A 17,201-nucleotide genomic window follows, 5' to 3' on the forward strand; every position below is an offset into this window, starting at 1 on the left:
CGGATTTCCTCAGGCGTCGGCGTTGGCGTTGAGCAGGCGGTCGTAGGCGTCCTGGTCGAGCAGTTGCGCGATGGCGCCGGCGTCGGCCGGGATGAAGCGGAAGAACCAGCCTTCGCCCAGTGGGTCTTCGTTGACCAGTTCAGGGCTGGCGTCGAGTTGGTCATTGACCGCGACCACTTCACCGTCCAGTGGCATGTACACGCCGCTGGCGGCTTTCACCGATTCCACGGTGGAGGCTTCGGCGCCCTTGGCGTAATGCTGCAGTTCCGGCAGTTGCACATAGACCACGTCACCCAGCGCATTCTGGGCGAAGGCGGTGATGCCCACGGTGACGCTGCCGTCGGCTTCGGCACGCAGCCATTCGTGATCTTCGGTAAAACGCAACTCGCTCATGGAAACTCCTCGGAGGCCGCTGCCGCGGCCGGATGCGGTGATGGCCCGCTGCGCGGGCTCTGGCTGGAGTTTCCTTAGCAAGTTTGCGGCCATTATTAAAAAATCCAATAAAAACAACGATTTGAATGGATTTAATTGACCGTTTTCAAGGTGGTGTGTAACGAAATCGCTACGGTGCGGTTAGCGGACAAAAGCCGAACGGGATCAAACCCTTGCAGTGGCGTGGTTATTACCGGTTGTAGCGAATTCGTTCCGCTGTAGCGTTTTCGATACGGGCTCAGGCTTTCCCGGAAATTCCGTACTTGCGCAGGCGGTGGGCGATGGCGGTATGGGAGGTTTGCAGGCGGCTGGCCAGTTGGCGCGTCGAGGGGTAGCTGGCGTAGAGCTTTTCCAGCAGGTTGCGTTCGAAGTCTTCCACCGCCTGTTCCAGGCTGGCGACTTCGCCATCGTGCTCGCGGGCCACCGCGGTGCCGGCGATATCCAGGTCGCCGATGTCCACCAGGCTGTTTTCGCTAATGGCGGCGGCGCGGAAGATCACGTTCTGCAGCTGCCGCACGTTACCTGGCCAGCGGTTGCCCAGCAGCGCCGGGTAGGTGGTCGGGGCCAGCCGGCAAAGCGGGCGCTGGATCTGCGTGCAGGCCTGCTGCATGAAGTAGCGGGCCAGCAGCAGAATGTCCTGGCCGCGTTCGCGCAGCGGCGGGACTTCGAGGTTGAGCACGTTGAGGCGGTAGAACAGGTCTTCGCGGAAGGTGCCTTCGCCGACCATCTTTTCCAGGTTGCGGTGGGTGGCGCTGAGGATGCGCACGTTGACGCGGACCTCGCGGTCGCCACCGACCCGGCGAAAACTGCCGTCGCTGAGAAAGCGCAGCAGCTTGGCTTGCAGGTACGGCGACATCTCGCCGATTTCGTCGAGAAATACCGTGCCCTGGTTGGCCAGCTCCATCAGCCCCGGCTTGCCGCCGCGCTGGGCGCCGGTGAAGGCGCCGGGGGCGTAGCCGAACAGTTCGCTTTCGGCGAGGTTCTCCGGCAAGGCTGCGCAGTTCAGGGCGAGAAACGGCGCCGCATGACGGCTGCTGATGGCGTGACAGGCGCGCGCCACCAGCTCCTTGCCGGTGCCGGTTTCGCCGTGGATCAGCAACGGCGCATCGAGCGCCGCGACACGCAGGGCGCGGGTCTTGAGGGTGCGGATGGGCGGTGAGTCACCGAGCAGGGCATCGAAGCCTTCAGCGTGGTCGTGGTGCAGGGCCGACAGGCGTTCGCCGATGCGGTTGGGCGGGTACAGGGTGACCAGCGCGCCGGCATCGGTGATCGGTGTGGCGTCCAGCAGCAGGGTCTGGCCGTTGAGCGTCACTTCACGCATGGGCAGGTGGAAACCCTGTTCGATCAGGGTGTCGAGCAGCCCCGGCGCGTCGAACAGTTCGGCGATGGAGCGTCCGGCCGGCTCCTGGCCGCAGAGCGCGATCAGCGCCGGGTTGGCGAGCAGGATGTGGCCGGCGCTGTCCAGCGCCAGGACCGGATCACTCATGGCCGCCAGCAGCGCATCGAGCTGCAGGTGACGGCGCTGGCCCGGCAGGATGTCGACCACGCGCACGGTTTGCACGCCGTGGACGTTGAGCAGGGCATCGTGGAGTTCTTCGAGAACGGCGGGGCTCAGGGTCGGCGCGTCGATGTAGACGTTCGGCGGCACCATCTCGACGGCATCCAGGTTGAGATGGCGGGCACCGAGCAGGGCGAGGACTTCCTGGGTGATGCCGACGCGGTCGATGAAGCTGACATGGATGCGCATGAGGTGGGAGAGGTTCGGCTGGAAAGCGGCGATTATGCCCTGTTATTCGACGGGCTGGCACGGGCAGGGTGGGAACTGGCCAGCCAGCCCCACAGGGAGAATCAGGCGAGGGAATCAGGGTTGATCGGGTCGCCGGACCTTACGCCGAGCTTGTCGCGGATGTCTTCGAACATCGCGTCGTAATGGGTTTTGTGTACCGAGGTGACGATGCCTTTCACCGGAATGCCGTGTTTATGTGCGACGTCTTCGATGATGCCGGCGAAGTTGTACCAGTTGTTCTTGTTGACGGAGAAGGTCTCGTCCACCGTCTTGTCTTGGATGATGCCGTGCAGCCGAAAAGCGATGCTCTTGCCTTCCTTGGGGTCTTGAACCGCTTCGTAATCGACGCAGTAGTTGTAGCTGTAGTCATCCTTGGTCAGCGCTTTTCGTTCGATGTGCAGATGACCAGGTTCGAATTGTGCCATGACAGGCTCCTTGAACAGTTGAAACAGGCGGGCCCGCCAGCAGGCCCGCCCGGAGCTTCAACGATAGCTGATGCCTGGCGAGGCCGTACTGACCCGGGTACCGGCTTTGCCTTTGACGATATCTTCGATATCGCTCAGCGAGCCGATCACCGCGACTTTGCCTGTGTGACGGGCGAAATCGCAAGCGGCCTGGACTTTCGGGCCCATGGACCCGGCGGCGAAGCCCAGGCGTTCCAGTTCATCCGGATGGGCCTGGGCGATGGCTTTCTGCGTCGGCTTGTTGAAGTCGATGTAGGCAGCGTTGACGTCGGTGGCGATCACCAGCAGATCGGCTTCCAGTTGCTCGGCCAGCAGCGCCGAGCACAAGTCCTTGTCGATCACCGCTTCGATGCCCTGCAGCTTGCCGTCCGCACCATACATGGTCGGAATGCCGCCGCCACCGGCACAGATCACGATACTGCTCTTTTCCAGCAGCCATTTGATCGGGCGGATCTCGAAGATGCGCTTGGGTTTCGGGCTGGCGACCACGCGACGGTACTTGTCGCCATCGGGGGCGATGGCCCAGCCTTTTTCCTTGGCCAGGCGCTCGGCGTCTTCCTTGCTGTAGACCGGGCCGATGGGCTTGGTGGGGTTCTGGAAGGCGGGGTCCTTGGCGTCCACTTCGACCTGGGTGAGCAGGGTGGCGAAGGGCACTTCGAAGTCCAGCAGGTTGCCCAGTTCCTGTTCGATCATGTAGCCGATCATGCCTTCGGTTTCAGCGCCGAGGACGTCCAGCGGGTAGGGCGTGACCGAGGTGTAGGCCGCTGCCTGCAACGACAGCAGACCCACTTGCGGGCCGTTGCCGTGGGCGATGACCAGTTGGTTGCCGGGATGGATCTTGGCGATCTGTTCGGTGGCGATGCGGATATTGGCGCGCTGATTGTCGGCCGTCATGGGTTCGCCACGACGCAGCAGCGCGTTTCCGCCTAGTGCAACAACGATGCGCATGATGTGTGTCCTTTTTTTCTGGAGCCTTTCGCGAGCAAGCTCGCTCCTACCGGGGGCTGTGTGTGTCGGATCCCTGTAGGAGGGAGCTTGTCGGGGCGCCGAACTGTCGCGATTGCTGTTTACAGGTCAGCCAGCGTCGAAACCAGGATCGCCTTGATCGTGTGCATGCGGTTTTCCGCTTGCTCGAAGGCGATGCAGGCCGGCGATTCGAACACGTCGTCGGTCACCTCGATGCCGTTGGCCAGGTGCGGGTACTGCTCGGCAATCTGTTTGCCGACCTTGGTGTCGGAGTTGTGGAACGCCGGCAGGCAGTGCATGAACTTGGCGCGCGGGTTGCCGGTGGCTTTCATCAGCTCGGCGTTGACCTGATACGGCAGCAGTTGCTGGATGCGTTCACCCCAGGCTTCAACCGGCTCGCCCATCGACACCCAGACGTCGGTGTGCACGAAGTCCACACCCTTGACCGCAGCTTTCGGGTCTTCGGTGAGGGTGATGCGGGCACCGCTTTCTTCCGCGTATTTCTTGCAGCGCTCGACCAGATCGTCGTGGGGCCACAGGGCTTTCGGCGCAGAGATGCGCACGTCCATGCCGAGCTTGGCGCCGATCAGCAGCAGCGAGTTGCCCATGTTGTTACGCGCGTCGCCTAGGTAGGCGTAGCTGATCTCGTGGATCGGCTTGTCGGCGTGTTCACGCATGGTCAGCACGTCGGCGATCATCTGGGTCGGGTGGTATTCGTCGGTCAGGCCGTTGAACACCGGTACACCGGCGAACTTGGCCAGCTCTTCGACGATCTCCTGCTTGAAGCCACGGTACTCGATGGCGTCGTACATACGCCCGAGCACGCGGGCGGTGTCCTTCATGCTCTCCTTGTGGCCGATCTGCGAAGAGTTGGGGTCGATGTAGGTGACGTTGGCGCCCTGGTCATAGGCGGCCACTTCGAAGGCGCAACGGGTGCGGGTCGAGGTTTTCTCGAAGATCAGCGCAATGTTGTTGCCTTTCAGGTGTTGCTGCTCGGTGCCGGTGTACTTGGCGCGTTTGAGATCGCGGGACAGGTCGAGCAGGTAGCGCAACTCGCGAGGCGTGTGGTGTTCCAGGCTCAGCAGGTTGCGGTTGTGAATGTTGAACGCCATGGTGATTCTCCTTGGATTCGGTGATCGGCCCGGACCGCGCCGGGTAAGCGCGGCCGGGGGATGGACGTTTTAGTAATCGATAGGGTCGCGGATGATCGGGCAGGTCATGCAGTGACCGCCGCCGCGGCCACGGCCCAGTTCGCCGGCGCTGATGGTGATGACTTCGATGCCGGCCTTGCGCAGCAGGGTGTTGGTGTAGGTGTTGCGGTCGTAGCCGATGACCACGCCGGGCTCCAGCGCCACCACGTTGTTGCCGTCATCCCATTGCTCGCGTTCGGCGGCAAAGCTGTTGCCGCCGGTCTCGACGACGCGCAGCTCTTTCAGGTTGAGGGACTCGGCAACCACTTCGATGAACGTCTTGTGCTCGCGGCGCACGTCCAGGCCGTAAGGCTTGCTGGCGTCCTGGCGAATGACGAACGGCACGATTTCCTTGACCACTTCCGGGAAGACCGTGACCAGGTCGCGGTCGCAGAAGCTGAACACCGTGTCTAGGTGCATCGCCGCGCGGGATTTCGGCAGCCCGGCGACCACGACTTTCTCTACCGCGCCCTTGGCGAACAGGGATTGTGCGAGCTGGCCGATGGCCTGGCGCGAGGTGCGCTCGCCCATCCCGATCAACACCACGCCATTGCCGATCGGCATGACGTCGCCGCCTTCCAGGGTGGCCTGACCGTGGTCTTTATCCGGATCGCCGTACCAGATTTCGAAGTCGGCGTTGACGAACTCGGGGTGGAATTTGTAGATGGCGCTGGTCAGCAGGGTTTCCTGACGTCGCGCAGGCCAGTACATCGGGTTGAGCGTCACGCCGCCGTAAATCCAGCAAGTGGTGTCGCGAGTGAACTGGGTGTTGGGCAGCGGCGGCAGCAGGAAGCTGGAGTGGCCCAGGTAATCCCGGTACATCTTGATGACGCTGGCGCCTTCGCTTTCCGGCAGGTCTTCACCCGCGACGCCGCCGATCAGGAACTCGGCAAGACGGCGTGGTTCCAGGCCTTCCAGCCAGCTACGCACTTCGTTGGTCAGGCCGACACCGACGGTGTCCGGCGTGATCTTGCGGTCCAGAATCCACTTCAGCGCTTCGGGGTTCTGAATGGTTTCAGTCAGCAGGTTGTGCATTTCCAGCACTTCGACACCGCGCTCACGCATCTTGGTGACGAAATCGAAGTGGTCGCGCTTGGCCTGGTTGACCCAGATGACGTCGTCGAACAACAGGTCGTCGCAGTTGCTCGGCGTCAGGCGCTGATGCGCCAGGCCTGGGGAGCAAACCATCACTTTGCGTAGTTTGCCGGCTTCGGAATGGACACCGTACTTAACTTTTTCCGTGGACATGGTTTCTTTCCTCCAAATTGCGAATACGGGGGTTACAGAGTCAGGAAGCCGTCATAGAGACCGTAGGCCGCCACCAGGGCGCCAGCGATCACGGCGGCGAAGATCAATTTCTCCACGTTGGTAAAAATCGGTTGGCCGATCTCGCGCTTGGCCTTGGCGAACAGGATCACGCCAGGGGCATAAAGCAGGGCCGAGAGCAGCAGGTATTTGACGCCACCGGCGTACAGCAGCCAGATCGCGTAGATCAGTGCGATGCTGCCGATGATCAGGTCTTTCTTGCGTTCGGCCAGGGCTTTTTCGTAAGTCTCGCTACGCACCGCCAGCAGTACCGCATAAGCCGCCGACCACAGGTAAGGCACCAGGATCATCGAGGTGGCGAGGTAGATCAGCGACAGATAAGTACTGGCCGAGAACAGGGTGATGACCAGGAAGATCTGCACCATGGCGTTGGTCAGCCACAGGGCGTTGGCCGGCACGTGGTTGGCGTTCTCGCGGCGCAGGAACTCCGGCATGGTGTGGTCTTTGGCAGCGGCGAACATGATCTCCGCGCACAGCAGCACCCACGACAGCAGCGCCCCGAGCAGCGAGATGATCAGGCCGACGCTGATCAGCACCGCACCCCAGTGACCGACCACGTGCTCAAGCACGGCGGCCATCGACGGGTTCTGCAGTTTGGCCAGTTCGGGTTGAGTCATGATGCCCAGCGACAGCACGTTCACCAGCACCAGGAACAGCAGCACAGTGATGAAGCCGATGACGGTGGCCTTGCCCACGTCGGAGCGTTTTTCCGCCCGTGCCGAGAAGATGCTCGCGCCCTCGATGCCGATGAACACCCAGACGGTGACCAACATCATGTTGCGCACCTGATTCATCACGCTGCCCAGGTCCGGGTTCATGGTGCCCCAGATGTCAGCGGTGAAGATGTCCAGCTTGAAGGCGAACAGGGCGATGAGGATGAACAGCGCCAGCGGCACGACCTTGGCGATGGTGGTCACCAGGTTGATGAACGCCGCTTCCTTGATCCCGCGCAGCACCAGGAAGTGCACGGCCCAGAGCAGCACGGAGGCGCCGACGATGGCCGCCGGGGTGTTGCCCTCGCCAAAGATCGGGAAGAAGTAGCCCAGGGTGCTGAACAGCAGCACGAAGTAACCGACGTTACCCAGCCAGGCGCTGATCCAGTAACCCCAGGCTGACGAGAAGCCCATGTAGTCGCCGAAACCGGCTTTGGCGTAGGCGTACACCCCGCCGTCGAGGTCAGGTTTGCGGTTGGCCAGGGTCTGGAAGACGAAGGCGAGGGTCAACATGCCGATGGCAGTAATACCCCAGCCAATCAATACGGCGCCGACGTCGGCACTGGCGGCCATGTTTTGCGGTAATGAGAAGATCCCGCCACCAATCATGGAGCCGACTACAAGTGCGACCAGCGCACCAAGTCGAAGTTTTCCGGGAGTGTCTGACATGGTTTGCTCCATTTCAGAAGAGAGAGGCTCAACAATAAAACACTTGTTCGAATCGGAAGCTGATTCAGGTCAGTTCATTGGTACATTCCATTGTTGGTGAATGACTGAAAGAGCCACCGATAGATGCCATCATCTTTCCGGAAGCCTTGTGCTGCGCCGCTTCTGCGAATATAGAGTGATCGCTCGGTCGGCTCGCGAGAGTTGAAACTAGCCCCTTTCCATGAATTCGCAACCTTTTAGCGAGAAAAAATCTTATTTACTTGATGAAGCGGAATTAGTGCACAAAACTCTCCGATAAGTGTGCGTTCTTTAGAGGTAAGGGTTATTAAATTAGTTTGCTTATAACCACAAGTTAGTAAAAAAATCTGTACAGGCTTATTTGCTGGAAAACTACGAAAAAATAGGGGATTTAAATGTCCGAACCGGGACAAAAGTTGCGCTTGGGAGCACTTGTGGCCTTGGTGGTGGGGTCGATGATCGGTGGCGGGATCTTTTCCCTGCCGCAGAACATGGCCGCCCGCGCCGATGTTGGCGCGGTGCTGATCGGCTGGGGCATCACCGCGATCGGCATGTTGGCGCTGGCGTTCGTGTTCCAGAGCCTGGCCAACCGCAAGCCGGAACTCGACTCCGGGGTCTATGCCTATGCCAAGGCCGGCTTTGGCGACTACATGGGCTTCTCTTCTGCCTGGGGATACTGGATCAGCGCCTGGCTGGGCAACGTCGGTTACTTCGTGCTGCTGTTCAGTACCCTCGGCCTGTACTTCCCGGCCTTCGGCGAAGGCAACACGCCGTTGGCCATCGGCTGCGCCTCGCTGCTGCTGTGGTCGGTGCATTTCCTGGTGCTGCGCGGGATCAAGGAAGCGGCGTTCATCAACCAGGTCACCACGGTGGCCAAGGTCGTGCCGCTGGTCTTGTTCATCATCATTGCCGCCGTGGCGTTTCGCATGGACATCTTCACCCGCGACATCTGGGGCCTGAGCAATCCGAGCTTTGGCGGTGTGCTGGACCAGGTGCGCAACATGATGCTGGTGACGGTGTTCGTGTTCATCGGCATCGAGGGCGCGAGTATCTATTCAGGCCGGGCGCAGAAGCGCTCGGATGTCGGCAAGGCCACGGTGATCGGTTTTCTCGGCGTGCTGGCCTTGCTGGTGCTGGTCAACGTGCTGTCGCTGGGGGTGATGACCCAGCCGGAACTGGCGGCGCTGCACAACCCGTCTCTGGCCTCGGTGCTGGAACATATCGTCGGGCCCTGGGGCGCTTTGCTGATCAGCCTGGGGCTGGCGGTGTCGCTGTTGGGCGCGTTGCTGTCGTGGGCCTTGCTCTGTGCCGAGATTCTCTTTGCCACGGCGCGGGACAAGACCATGCCGCGTTTCCTCACCAAGGAGAACGCCAACCAGGTGCCGGCCAATGCACTGTGGCTGACCAACTGCATGATCCAGGTGTTCTTGCTGATCACCCTGTTCTCTGCCGGGACCTACACCAGCCTGATCTACCTCGCTTCGTCGATGATCCTGGTGCCGTACCTGTGGTCGGCGGCCTATGCGGTGCTGCTGGCGCTGCGGGGCGAGACGTACGAGGGATTCGCCGGCGCGCGGCGCAAGGATCTGGCGGTGGGGCTGGTGGCGCTGCTTTATGCGGTCTGGCTGCTGTACGCCGGTGGGCTGAAATACCTGCTGCTGTCGGCGCTGCTGTATGCGCCGGGGGTGATCCTGTTTGCCAGGGCCAAGAAAGAGCAGGGACAGCCGCTGTTTACTCGCTGGGAGAAGCTGATCTTCGCGGCGGTGCTGGCGGGGGCGGGGTTGGCGGCGTTTGGGTTGTATAGCGGGGTGTTGAGTCTGTAGGCATCGTTGTTGTTCTCTCAGGCCTCATCGCTGGCAAGCCAGCTCCCACAGGTTTTGCACAAATCTTGAGATATGTGCTGACCCTGTGGGAGCCGGCTTGCCGGCGATTGGATCTAGAGCCAGACAGCCGTCGCCGATCCCAACCCCGAAGCCGGCCAATCCCACTTCAGCGGCGTCCCCGTCACCCGCAGCGGCGGCTTGAGCCGCCGCGCCGGCCCCCAGGCGGTCTGCTCCGGCCATGCATCGAGGTCATCCACCGTCTCCGCCGCCAACGGCAAATCCGCCGACACGGTCCCCTGTTCCACCAGCCATTTCGCGGTCCGCGCCAGCGACAGCCGCGCCTGGCTGCCCGCTCCGCTGGCCAGGCGTTCGCTCAGGCCGCGGATCGCCGCGGCAGCCATCAGGTAGCCGGTAGCATGGTCCAGCGCCTGCACCGGTAGCGGCACCGGGCGGCTGGCCTGCTGCCAGCGCATGCCTTCGTGGGCGATGCCGGTGCTCATCTGCACCAGACTGTCGAAACCACGCCGTAACCGCCAGGGCCCGCTCCAGCCATAAGCGTTGAGGCTTACGTCGATCAGGCCAGGGTTCAACTGGCGCCGCTGTTCGTCGCCGTAGCCCAGGCGCTCCAGCGCATCGGCGCGATAACCGTGGACCAGGATGTCGGCTTCGCGCAGCAGCCGTTCGAACACCGCCCGGTCGGCAGTCGAGTGCAGGTCCAGCCGCGCGCAGCGCTTGCCCAGGGTGACTTCGGCGGCGACGCCGGGTTCGTCCCAGCCGGGTGGGTCAATGCGCAACACCTCCGCGCCGAAGCCGGCCAGCAGACGAGTGGCGGTGGGGCCGGCGAGGATGCGGGTCAGGTCCAGCACGCGCACCCCGGCCAGCGGCCGTCCGGGGTTGCCGGTCCAGAGGCGGCGGCTGTCGCTGGCGAAGGTCTGGCGATGGATCAGCGGCTCGGCGTTTACCGCCAGCCCCTGCGGATGGTTCGACCAGTCCTGGCAACCGCGCATCTGCGCCGCGCAGCCGCCAGACTCGACGATGGCGTCTTCCAGTTCGCCCGCCGACCAGCCCAGCACTTGCCGGGCCATGGTTTCGCGGTCGCTGGCGGGGCCCAGTACCCGTTCGGCCACAGCGCGATGGTGCGGGGCGTTGGTGTGCAGGCGGATCCAGCCGTCGCGGGTCTGGTAGTCGCCAGCGATCGGGTCCCACAACGGTGGCACCTGCCAGCCGCGCGGGCGCAGGCTGCTGGCAAACCAGAACGCGCTCAGGCGCCTGTCCACCTGGACGCTGTGGTGCTCGCCGGTCTGTTGTTCCAGGAGATCGGCGATAGCGATCCCGGCCGCGGCAATGCTCACGGCGGCTATTTCGGTCACGGCGAAGGCCGAGGGCAGGGCGCCCGCAGTGCTAAAGCGCACGGCGTCCTCCGTGGGAGGCGCGAGGGCGAGGTCGTGGGCGATGGTGCCGAGCATGTTCAGCATCGTTGTCCCTCCTTGAGTCGAAGGGACAAGTGCAGTACATCCCGGCGCGTCGGTCAAACCTTGAACTGATCCATCAGCTTCATCTGCTGCGACGACAGGTTGTTGAGCTGGCTGCTGACCTGCGCCGACTGGTCGGCCTGGTGGGTCAGGGTCTCGGTCACGCTGCGGATCGCCGAGACGTTGCGGTTGACCTCTTCGGCCACCGCGCTCTGTTCTTCGGCGGCGCTGGCGATCTGCAGGTTCATGTCGCTGATCACTGTCACCGCCTCGCTGATGCGGTCCAGCGCCTGCACCGCCTGGGTGATCTGGCCGGCGTTTTCCTGGGCCTTCTCGTGGCTGGCGTGCATGGTCGCGACGACGTCGCGGGTGTGGGTTTGCAGGCGTTCGATCACATGGCGGATTTCTTCCACTGAGTCTTGCGTGCGCTTGGCCAGGTTGCGCACCTCGTCGGCGACCACCGCAAAGCCGCGACCGCTTTCGCCGGCCCGCGCCGCTTCAATGGCGGCGTTGAGGGCCAGCAGGTTGGTCTGTTCGGCGATGCTGCGGATCACTTCCAGTACCGAGCCGATCTGCTCGCTGTTGCTGGCCAGGGTTTCCACTTCACCCACCGCCAGACTGACGGTGTCGGCCAGGTGAGCGATATCGCGGGTGCTGCGCTCGATGATCGCCATGCCTTCGCGGGCCGAACGGTCGGCGCCACGGGCGGCTTCGGCAGCGCTGGAGGCGCTGTTGGCAACGTCGTGGGCAGTGGCGCTCATCTCGTTGGACGCGGTGGCCACCTGATCGATTTCGCGGAATTGCACGTGCATGCCTTCGCTGGTGCGGCGGGCGATGTCCGAAGACTGGTCGGCGGTGGCGCGGGCCTGGGTGATGCTTTGCTTGATCTGCGCGATGGTCGGTTGCAGCTTGTCGAGGAAGCGGTTGAAGCCCTGGGTCAGACGGCCCAGTTCATCGCGGCGGCTGTAGTTCAGGCGCTGGGTCAGGTCGCCTTCGCCGCTGGCGATATCTTCGAGCATGTGCGCCACGCTATTGATCGGGCGGGTCACGCCGGTAGCGGTCAGCCACATCAGCAACAGCCCGCCGAGGCCGGCGAGGGTAGCGAACAGCAGCACCTTCAGGGTGCCGGCGGTGCGGGCGTCATCGAGGGTTTTCTGCAGGCTGATGGCGTCGGCCAGCAGCACGTTGCGCGGCAGGTCGATCACGATGCCCCAGGGCTTGCTGTCGCTGATCGGCTGCACCGGGAACAGGGCGCGCACATTCGCGTCGCGTTCGAACACCTGCGGCTGGCCGCTGGCGAACGCCTGCAACAGTTGCTTGCCGTGTTCGCCGAAGGCGTCTTCGATCTTCTTGCTGACCAGCGCGGCGTCGTTGCTGTTGGCCGCCAGCACACCGCTGGATGAGGCGATGGTCAGGTGCCCGGCGCCATTGAACAGCGATTGCTGGGCTTTCACCGCAGCGCTTTGCAGCGAGTCGAGAGCGATGTCGACGCCGGTGACGCCGATCACCTTGCCGCCTTCCACCAGCGGCAGGGTGATGCTGGTCATCAGTACCTGCTTGCCGCCGACGGTGTCGGCATAGGGTTCCAGCAAGCAGGGTTTGCCGCTGTTTTTCGAGCAGGTGTACCAGACGTTGAACGGTGTGCCGCTGAGGGTGATCTCGGTCTTGTTCAGGTCGTTGTCGCTGATGACGGTGTTGATGCCGTTGCCCTGGGCACGGCTCCAGTAGCTGCCGAAGCGGCCGCTGGCGTTGCTCTTGCGGGCATCGTCGTTGATGAATTCGCTATCGCGGCCGTCGAGGCCGTCGGGTTCGAAGGCCATCCACACGCCGAGCAGGTCCGGGTTGCGTTCGAAGGTGGTGCGCAGGCTCTGGTTGATCGCCTCGCGCAGATCGCCCGCTGCAATCGACTGACGCTGGGCCAGGCGCTTGAGATCCAGCACCTGATCGGCGAGGGCGGTGGACACGGTCTGACTATCGCTGAAGGTGCGTTGCAGCAGCTCGGCTTTCTCGCTGGCGCGGGCCAGCAGCAGGGCCTGGACATTGCGGGTGAGCATCGCGGTGCTGGCTTCGCCCACCAGCGCGTCGCTCTGACGGGCCTGGTAGAGGTTGATACCAACGATCAGGGCGACCACGCCCAACAGGCTTATTCCAGACAGCAGGATGATTTTCAAGCGGATGGAGAGCGTGTCGAACATGGACGTACTCGCTAAATGGGCAATTATTTTTTTAAGCCTGACGGTTCGATTCGCCAGGTCCCTCTTAGCGGTATCAGGCCATCGGCCCGGAAACTTTAGCCGTGAGCGCGAGCCGACGAGCGGTTTTTCAGGTCAACGGGTACCGATTCCGGGCGCGACCAGATCCACAGGTTGCCCAGGCTCATGCCGCCGATGGCGAGAAACACTGGCCAGTGGTGTTCGAGGAACACCAGCATCACGGTGGCGCAGAGCAGCATGCTGATGGTGGCGCTGACTTTGGCGCGGCGCTGGATCACCTTGCCGTTGCGCCAGTTGTGCAGGATTGGGCCGAACAGCCGGTGGTTTTCCAGCCAGGCGCTCAATCGTGGCGAGCTGCGGGTGGCAGCCCAGGCGGCAAGAAGAATGAATTCGGTGGTGGGCAGGCCGGGCACGACGATGGCGATCAGGCCGATGCCCAGGCTGACGTAGGCCAGCAGGCCATAGAGCAGACGGGACAGTTTGGAGCGGAGTGGCTGGGTCATGGGCTCGTCGACGGCACGGGTGGGTGATCCGGCCATCATGATGATGGCCGGCGCACACTTAGGCCAGTTCGGCTTTAGGCGCAGTTGCGTAAGCGTGTTTCAGCAACTGGGTGAAGCGCTCGAAGGCGGCGACCGCGCCCTGTTCGGCAGCGGTTTCTTCTTCCGGGCTCAGTTCCAGGCTGTCGAGGGTGCGAGTGAAGCTCTTCCAGCCTTCGGCACGACCGCCAGCGGGTTCGCCGAGGTGACGGGCGCCGAAGCTGTCGGACAGCTCCAGGGCGGCGGCGCGCTTGATCAGGAAGGCGGCGCCGAGCTTGGAGCCTTCGGAGACGAACAGCCAGGCCAGGGCGGCGCCCAGGCTCGGGTTCTGCAGCTCGCCGGGGAAGTCGGCGGGAACGGCGGTGTCGAGGTCGGCCAGGTCCAGGCGTGCGGCGTCGGCGCGGCAGCGTTCGGCCAGGTCAGGGAAAATGGCGATCAGTTTCGGATCGGTGTACAGCGCTTTCAGTTCGTTCTGGAACAGGTACTGAGCGACCACGAAGCGGGCGAAGTTCTCGCGGGTTTCGAACGGTGCGTGGGATTTGACCAGTGCGTCCAGTTCGGCGTGCGGTGCGTGGGTGACCTGGTTCAGGCGTTGCGAGCGCAGGGCGGCGCGTTCGGTGTTGGCTGTCATTGAGAATTCCTTGCGAATGGGGCGGGCCTTGTAACTAGACGTGCAAGGAGACGCGCGACAGTAAAAAAACCTCACCTTTGCGGGGTGAGGTTTTTGGCGGAGCCGGCTTGATGAGGCCAGTATGGCCTCGAATTACCTCAGATCAGATATCCCACACCAGATTGATCGCAAAGTTGCGACCCGGCATGGTCAGGCGGTCCATGTTGGCCGGCGCGGTAGCGGCAGCTTCGCCGAGGCCGTCGTAGCCGCGGACGTCATCCCACTGCCAGTATTTCTTGTCGGTCAGGTTGTACAGGCCGGCGTTGACGGTGACGTCGTCGGTGACCTTGTAGAACCCGGTCAGGTCGAGCACGCCGTAGCCCGGGCTGCGGAATTGCTTGCTGGTGCCGTCCGGGGCGAAGAAGCTTTGGTCGTCGACCCGGTTCTTGCGCTTGACCAGGGTCCAGCTGACCAGTGCACCGTACTGCTCCTGCTCGTAGCCCAGGCCGAACACGCCGGTCAGCGGGTTCACGCTGTTGATCGGCTGGCCGGTGTCTTCGTTCTTGCCCCAGGCGTACGCCAGCGAGGCCTGGGTGTACAGGCCGGCAGGTGCGCCGAAGTGATCGAGGTTCAGACGGCCCTTGAACTCGGCACCCTTGATGGTGGCGTTCTTGATGTTGTTGGCTTCGAAGTCTTTGTTGATGTCGGAGCCCTGTACCGCGTCTTCGTTGATGAAATCGCGGTACTTGTTATAGAACACCGCCACATCGAAGTTGCCCGCGTCGAAGTTGCCGCGCAGACCGGTTTCGTAGCTCTTGCTCTTCTCCGGTTCCAGGTTCGGGTTGCCCTGCACGCTGTAGCCCTGGCCCGGGTTTTCGAAGCGGCCATAGAGCGCCTTGGCGGTCGGGGTGCGGAAGCCCTCGGCGTACTGGCCGTACCAGGTGTAGTTGTCGTTGAAGGCATAGGTCACGCCGAACTTGGGCGAGACGCGGTGCCATTTCTTCTCTTCCAGGTTGACCGGCTCGTTGGTGGACGCGATGCCACGCAGGAACTCGTCGGTGGCGTGAGGCTTGAGGCGGGTCTGGTCGTAGCGCACGCCTGGCAGGAAGGTCCACTGGTTCCAGCGGATTTCATCCTGGGCGAAGGCGCTGTAGGTGTTGACGGTCGGGTCCGGGAAGTCGCTGACTTCGATCAGAGCGCTGGACGCCAGCGGACGCCCGGCGACGCAGCCGAAACCAGTGGTCAGGCAGGTGGCGGTGCCGCTGCGCGAGCCGGTGACCTTGTTCTGCTTGAAAGTCGCGCCATAGGTCAGCAGGTGCTCGGTTTCACCGACGCTGAAGGCCTTGTCCAACTGGGCGTCGAGGATCCACTGACGGTCCTTGTAGGTGGTCTTTCGATCACGCATCAGGGTGTAGACCATCGGCCGGTAGATCTCTTCGGTGCGCTGGTCGGTCTTGCCGATCTGGTAGTTCAGGCTCCACTTCACGTGGTCGGCCAGCAGGCTGTCGAGGCCGAATTCGTTGGCGATGCCGATGCGCTCGCGGGTGACTACGTCACTGCCGGTGCGGTTCTGGTAGAAGTTCAGCGGGCTTGGGGTGAACGGGCCGCCGACGGCGCTTTTCTGGTTGAGGTCGCGGTCGTCCTTGTAGTGCTCGTAGGTCAGCGCCAGACGTGCGTCGTCGGCGTAGTTCCAGCCCAGCTTGGCGAGCACGTTGGTGGTCTGCACATCCTCGGGGTTGGCGGCGGTGCGGTTCAGGCCGGTGCCGCCGTGATCGGCGTAGGACTCGGTCTCGTGACCGTCGCGACGGCTCAGGTGCAGCAGGCCGTCGAAGTCACCCTGGCGGGCGGCCACGGTGCCGGACTTGAGCCAACTGTTGTCGGCCGAGCTGTAGCCGGTTTTCAGGCGGGCGCCGACGTCCTGGCCGGGCTTGATGATGTCGTCCGGGTCGAGGGTGAAATAGCTCACTGCGCCGCCGATGGCGTTGCTGCCGTAGAGCACCGAGGCCGGGCCGCGGAGGATTTCCACGCGCTTGACGATTTCCGGGTCGACGTAATTGCGCTGGGTTTGCGCGTACGGGCCGAAGAAGTAGCTGTCAGGAATGGCCACGCCGTCGATCTGGGTAAGGATCCGCTCGCCGTCGATGCCGCGGATGTTGTAGCCGTTCAGGCCGCTGCGCTGGCCGGTGCCGCTGACCGAAACGCCCGGTTCGTAGCGCACCAGGTCCTTGATGCTGTTGACGTTCTGCCGGTCGAGCTGTTCGCGGGTCTGCACGGTGACGGTGCTGGGCACCTGGCTGACGTCCTGCGCGCTACGGGTGGCGCTGACGGTCACCTGTTGCAGGGCGATGGCCTGGGACCGGGTGCGTTCGATCACCACGTTGTTGTTGCTGAGCTTGCGGTAGTTCAGGCCGGTGCCGGTCAACAGGCGCTGCAGGGCTTGTTCGGGCGACAGGGAGCCTTGCACGCCCGGCGAGGCTACGCCTTCGGCCAGTTCGGCGGACAGGCCGATCTGCCAGCCGGTGACCGCGGTGAAGGCGTTCAGTGCCGAAACCAGTGGTTGCTGGGCGATGGCGAAGCGGTAGTCACCCATGCGCTGAGCCGGGGCTTGCGCCGGCTCGGCGGCCAGGGCCGGCAGGCTGCAGGCGCCGCTGGCGAGCATGGCCAGGGTCAACAGGGACAGCGTGCAACGCTGCAGGCCTGGTGTACGTGGGGTGACTCGACGGGTGGATCCGGTAGACATCGAAAAGCGCTCCCTGTCGCGCGTTGTTATAGGATGCGTCTGACTCAAAAATAAGAATCAATTGCATTGGCTATAACGAGACGTATGACGGGATGGGATCGCGTAAAAAAAGGTTGGTGGAGTTCCTGTGGGTCAGTGCTCACAAGGTCCGGGTGGTTGAAGGCACCTAAAAAGCCTGATGCCAGTCAGTTAGTGTTTCAGCGCCGTTGGGGCCGCTTTGCGGCCCTTCGCGAGCAAGCT

General features: G+C 63.0%; 13 protein-coding genes and 1 pseudogene. 1 reads left to right on the plus strand and 13 read right to left on the minus strand.

What is annotated here, in order from left to right:
* Positions 1-9: 9 nt before the first annotated feature.
* From gcvH to arcD (DM374_RS00670), 7 genes are all read right to left on the minus strand, one after another.
* Positions 10-393 carry a glycine cleavage system protein GcvH gene (gcvH, locus tag DM374_RS00640; RefSeq protein WP_095154287.1) on the minus strand — a complete coding sequence of 128 codons (384 nt, stop codon included), beginning with the start codon at positions 391-393 and terminating at the stop codon, positions 10-12.
* 277 nt (positions 394-670) lie between these two features.
* A complete protein-coding gene (locus DM374_RS00645; RefSeq protein WP_110968123.1) occupies positions 671-2,179 on the minus strand; it encodes a sigma-54-dependent transcriptional regulator in 1,509 nt (502 codons plus the stop codon).
* Between the two features lie 101 nt (positions 2,180-2,280).
* A complete protein-coding gene (locus DM374_RS00650; protein WP_095154283.1) occupies positions 2,281-2,643 on the minus strand; it encodes a DUF5064 family protein in 363 nt (120 codons plus the stop codon).
* Positions 2,644-2,700: 57 nt separating this feature from the next.
* Positions 2,701-3,630: a carbamate kinase gene (gene arcC, locus DM374_RS00655; RefSeq protein WP_095154281.1), complete on the minus strand. Its 930-nt coding sequence runs from the start codon at positions 3,628-3,630 to the stop codon at positions 2,701-2,703.
* A 119-nt stretch (positions 3,631-3,749) separates the two neighbouring features.
* Positions 3,750-4,760: an ornithine carbamoyltransferase gene (locus tag DM374_RS00660; RefSeq protein WP_110968124.1), complete on the minus strand. Its 1,011-nt coding sequence runs from the start codon at positions 4,758-4,760 to the stop codon at positions 3,750-3,752.
* A gap of 69 nt (positions 4,761-4,829) precedes the next feature.
* Positions 4,830-6,086, minus strand: coding sequence for an arginine deiminase (gene arcA / locus DM374_RS00665; protein ID WP_110968125.1), 1,257 nt, complete (start codon positions 6,084-6,086; stop codon positions 4,830-4,832).
* Positions 6,087-6,118: 32 nt separating this feature from the next.
* On the minus strand, positions 6,119-7,546 hold the full coding sequence (arcD, locus tag DM374_RS00670) for an arginine-ornithine antiporter (protein WP_110968126.1): 1,428 nt from the start codon (positions 7,544-7,546) through the stop codon (positions 6,119-6,121).
* Between the two features lie 413 nt (positions 7,547-7,959).
* Between arcD (DM374_RS00670) and arcD (DM374_RS00675) the strand changes: the two genes are divergently transcribed.
* Positions 7,960-9,387 (plus strand): arginine-ornithine antiporter, encoded by a 1,428-nt coding sequence (gene arcD / locus DM374_RS00675; RefSeq protein WP_110968127.1) that lies wholly within the window; start codon positions 7,960-7,962, stop codon positions 9,385-9,387.
* Between the two features lie 113 nt (positions 9,388-9,500).
* Here the strand turns inward: arcD (DM374_RS00675) and DM374_RS00680 are convergent, their stop codons facing one another.
* The 6 genes and pseudogenes from DM374_RS00680 to DM374_RS00700 form a co-directional block, all read right to left on the minus strand.
* Positions 9,501-10,862, minus strand: a complete 1,362-nt coding sequence (locus DM374_RS00680) for a CoA transferase (protein ID WP_110968128.1) — start codon at positions 10,860-10,862, stop codon at positions 9,501-9,503.
* A gap of 53 nt (positions 10,863-10,915) precedes the next feature.
* Positions 10,916-11,671: a methyl-accepting chemotaxis protein gene (locus DM374_RS34195; protein ID WP_404821281.1), complete on the minus strand. Its 756-nt coding sequence runs from the start codon at positions 11,669-11,671 to the stop codon at positions 10,916-10,918.
* 102 nt (positions 11,672-11,773) lie between these two features.
* Positions 11,774-13,054 (minus strand): annotated as a pseudogene (locus DM374_RS34200) (PDC sensor domain-containing protein); the annotation flags it as partial.
* A 95-nt stretch (positions 13,055-13,149) separates the two neighbouring features.
* The gene (locus DM374_RS00690) at positions 13,150-13,575 is read right to left on the minus strand and encodes a YbaN family protein (RefSeq protein ID WP_110968130.1); all 426 of its coding nucleotides are present in this window, start codon (positions 13,573-13,575) and stop codon (positions 13,150-13,152) included.
* 58 nt (positions 13,576-13,633) lie between these two features.
* On the minus strand, positions 13,634-14,242 hold the full coding sequence (locus DM374_RS00695; protein WP_110968131.1) for a biliverdin-producing heme oxygenase: 609 nt from the start codon (positions 14,240-14,242) through the stop codon (positions 13,634-13,636).
* Between the two features lie 142 nt (positions 14,243-14,384).
* Complete coding sequence (locus DM374_RS00700) at positions 14,385-16,961, minus strand: TonB-dependent receptor (protein WP_110968132.1); 2,577 nt, start codon at positions 16,959-16,961, stop codon at positions 14,385-14,387.
* Positions 16,962-17,201 lie beyond the last annotated feature (240 nt).

This window comes from Pseudomonas huaxiensis, assembly GCF_003231275.1.
Classification (GTDB): Bacteria; Pseudomonadota; Gammaproteobacteria; order Pseudomonadales; family Pseudomonadaceae; genus Aquipseudomonas; species Aquipseudomonas huaxiensis.

Excerpts from the sequence above, each read along its gene's own strand:
- gcvH (WP_095154287.1), bottom strand. The coding sequence starts at position 393 with ATGAGCGAGTTGCGTTTTACCGAAGATCACGAATGGCTGCGTGCCGAA.
- DM374_RS00645 (WP_110968123.1), bottom strand. The coding sequence starts at position 2,179 with ATGCGCATCCATGTCAGCTTCATCGACCGCGTCGGCATCACCCAGGAA.
- DM374_RS00650 (WP_095154283.1), bottom strand. The coding sequence starts at position 2,643 with ATGGCACAATTCGAACCTGGTCATCTGCACATCGAACGAAAAGCGCTG.
- arcC (WP_095154281.1), bottom strand. The coding sequence starts at position 3,630 with ATGCGCATCGTTGTTGCACTAGGCGGAAACGCGCTGCTGCGTCGTGGC.
- DM374_RS00660 (WP_110968124.1), bottom strand. The coding sequence starts at position 4,760 with ATGGCGTTCAACATTCACAACCGCAACCTGCTGAGCCTGGAACACCAC.
- arcA (WP_110968125.1), bottom strand. The coding sequence starts at position 6,086 with ATGTCCACGGAAAAAGTTAAGTACGGTGTCCATTCCGAAGCCGGCAAA.
- arcD (WP_110968126.1), bottom strand. The coding sequence starts at position 7,546 with ATGTCAGACACTCCCGGAAAACTTCGACTTGGTGCGCTGGTCGCACTT.
- arcD (WP_110968127.1), top strand. The coding sequence starts at position 7,960 with ATGTCCGAACCGGGACAAAAGTTGCGCTTGGGAGCACTTGTGGCCTTG.
- DM374_RS00680 (WP_110968128.1), bottom strand. The coding sequence starts at position 10,862 with ATGCTGAACATGCTCGGCACCATCGCCCACGACCTCGCCCTCGCGCCT.
- DM374_RS34195 (WP_404821281.1), bottom strand. The coding sequence starts at position 11,671 with ATGCACGTGCAATTCCGCGAAATCGATCAGGTGGCCACCGCGTCCAAC.
- DM374_RS00690 (WP_110968130.1), bottom strand. The coding sequence starts at position 13,575 with ATGACCCAGCCACTCCGCTCCAAACTGTCCCGTCTGCTCTATGGCCTG.
- DM374_RS00695 (WP_110968131.1), bottom strand. The coding sequence starts at position 14,242 with ATGACAGCCAACACCGAACGCGCCGCCCTGCGCTCGCAACGCCTGAAC.
- DM374_RS00700 (WP_110968132.1), bottom strand. The coding sequence starts at position 16,961 with ATGTCTACCGGATCCACCCGTCGAGTCACCCCACGTACACCAGGCCTG.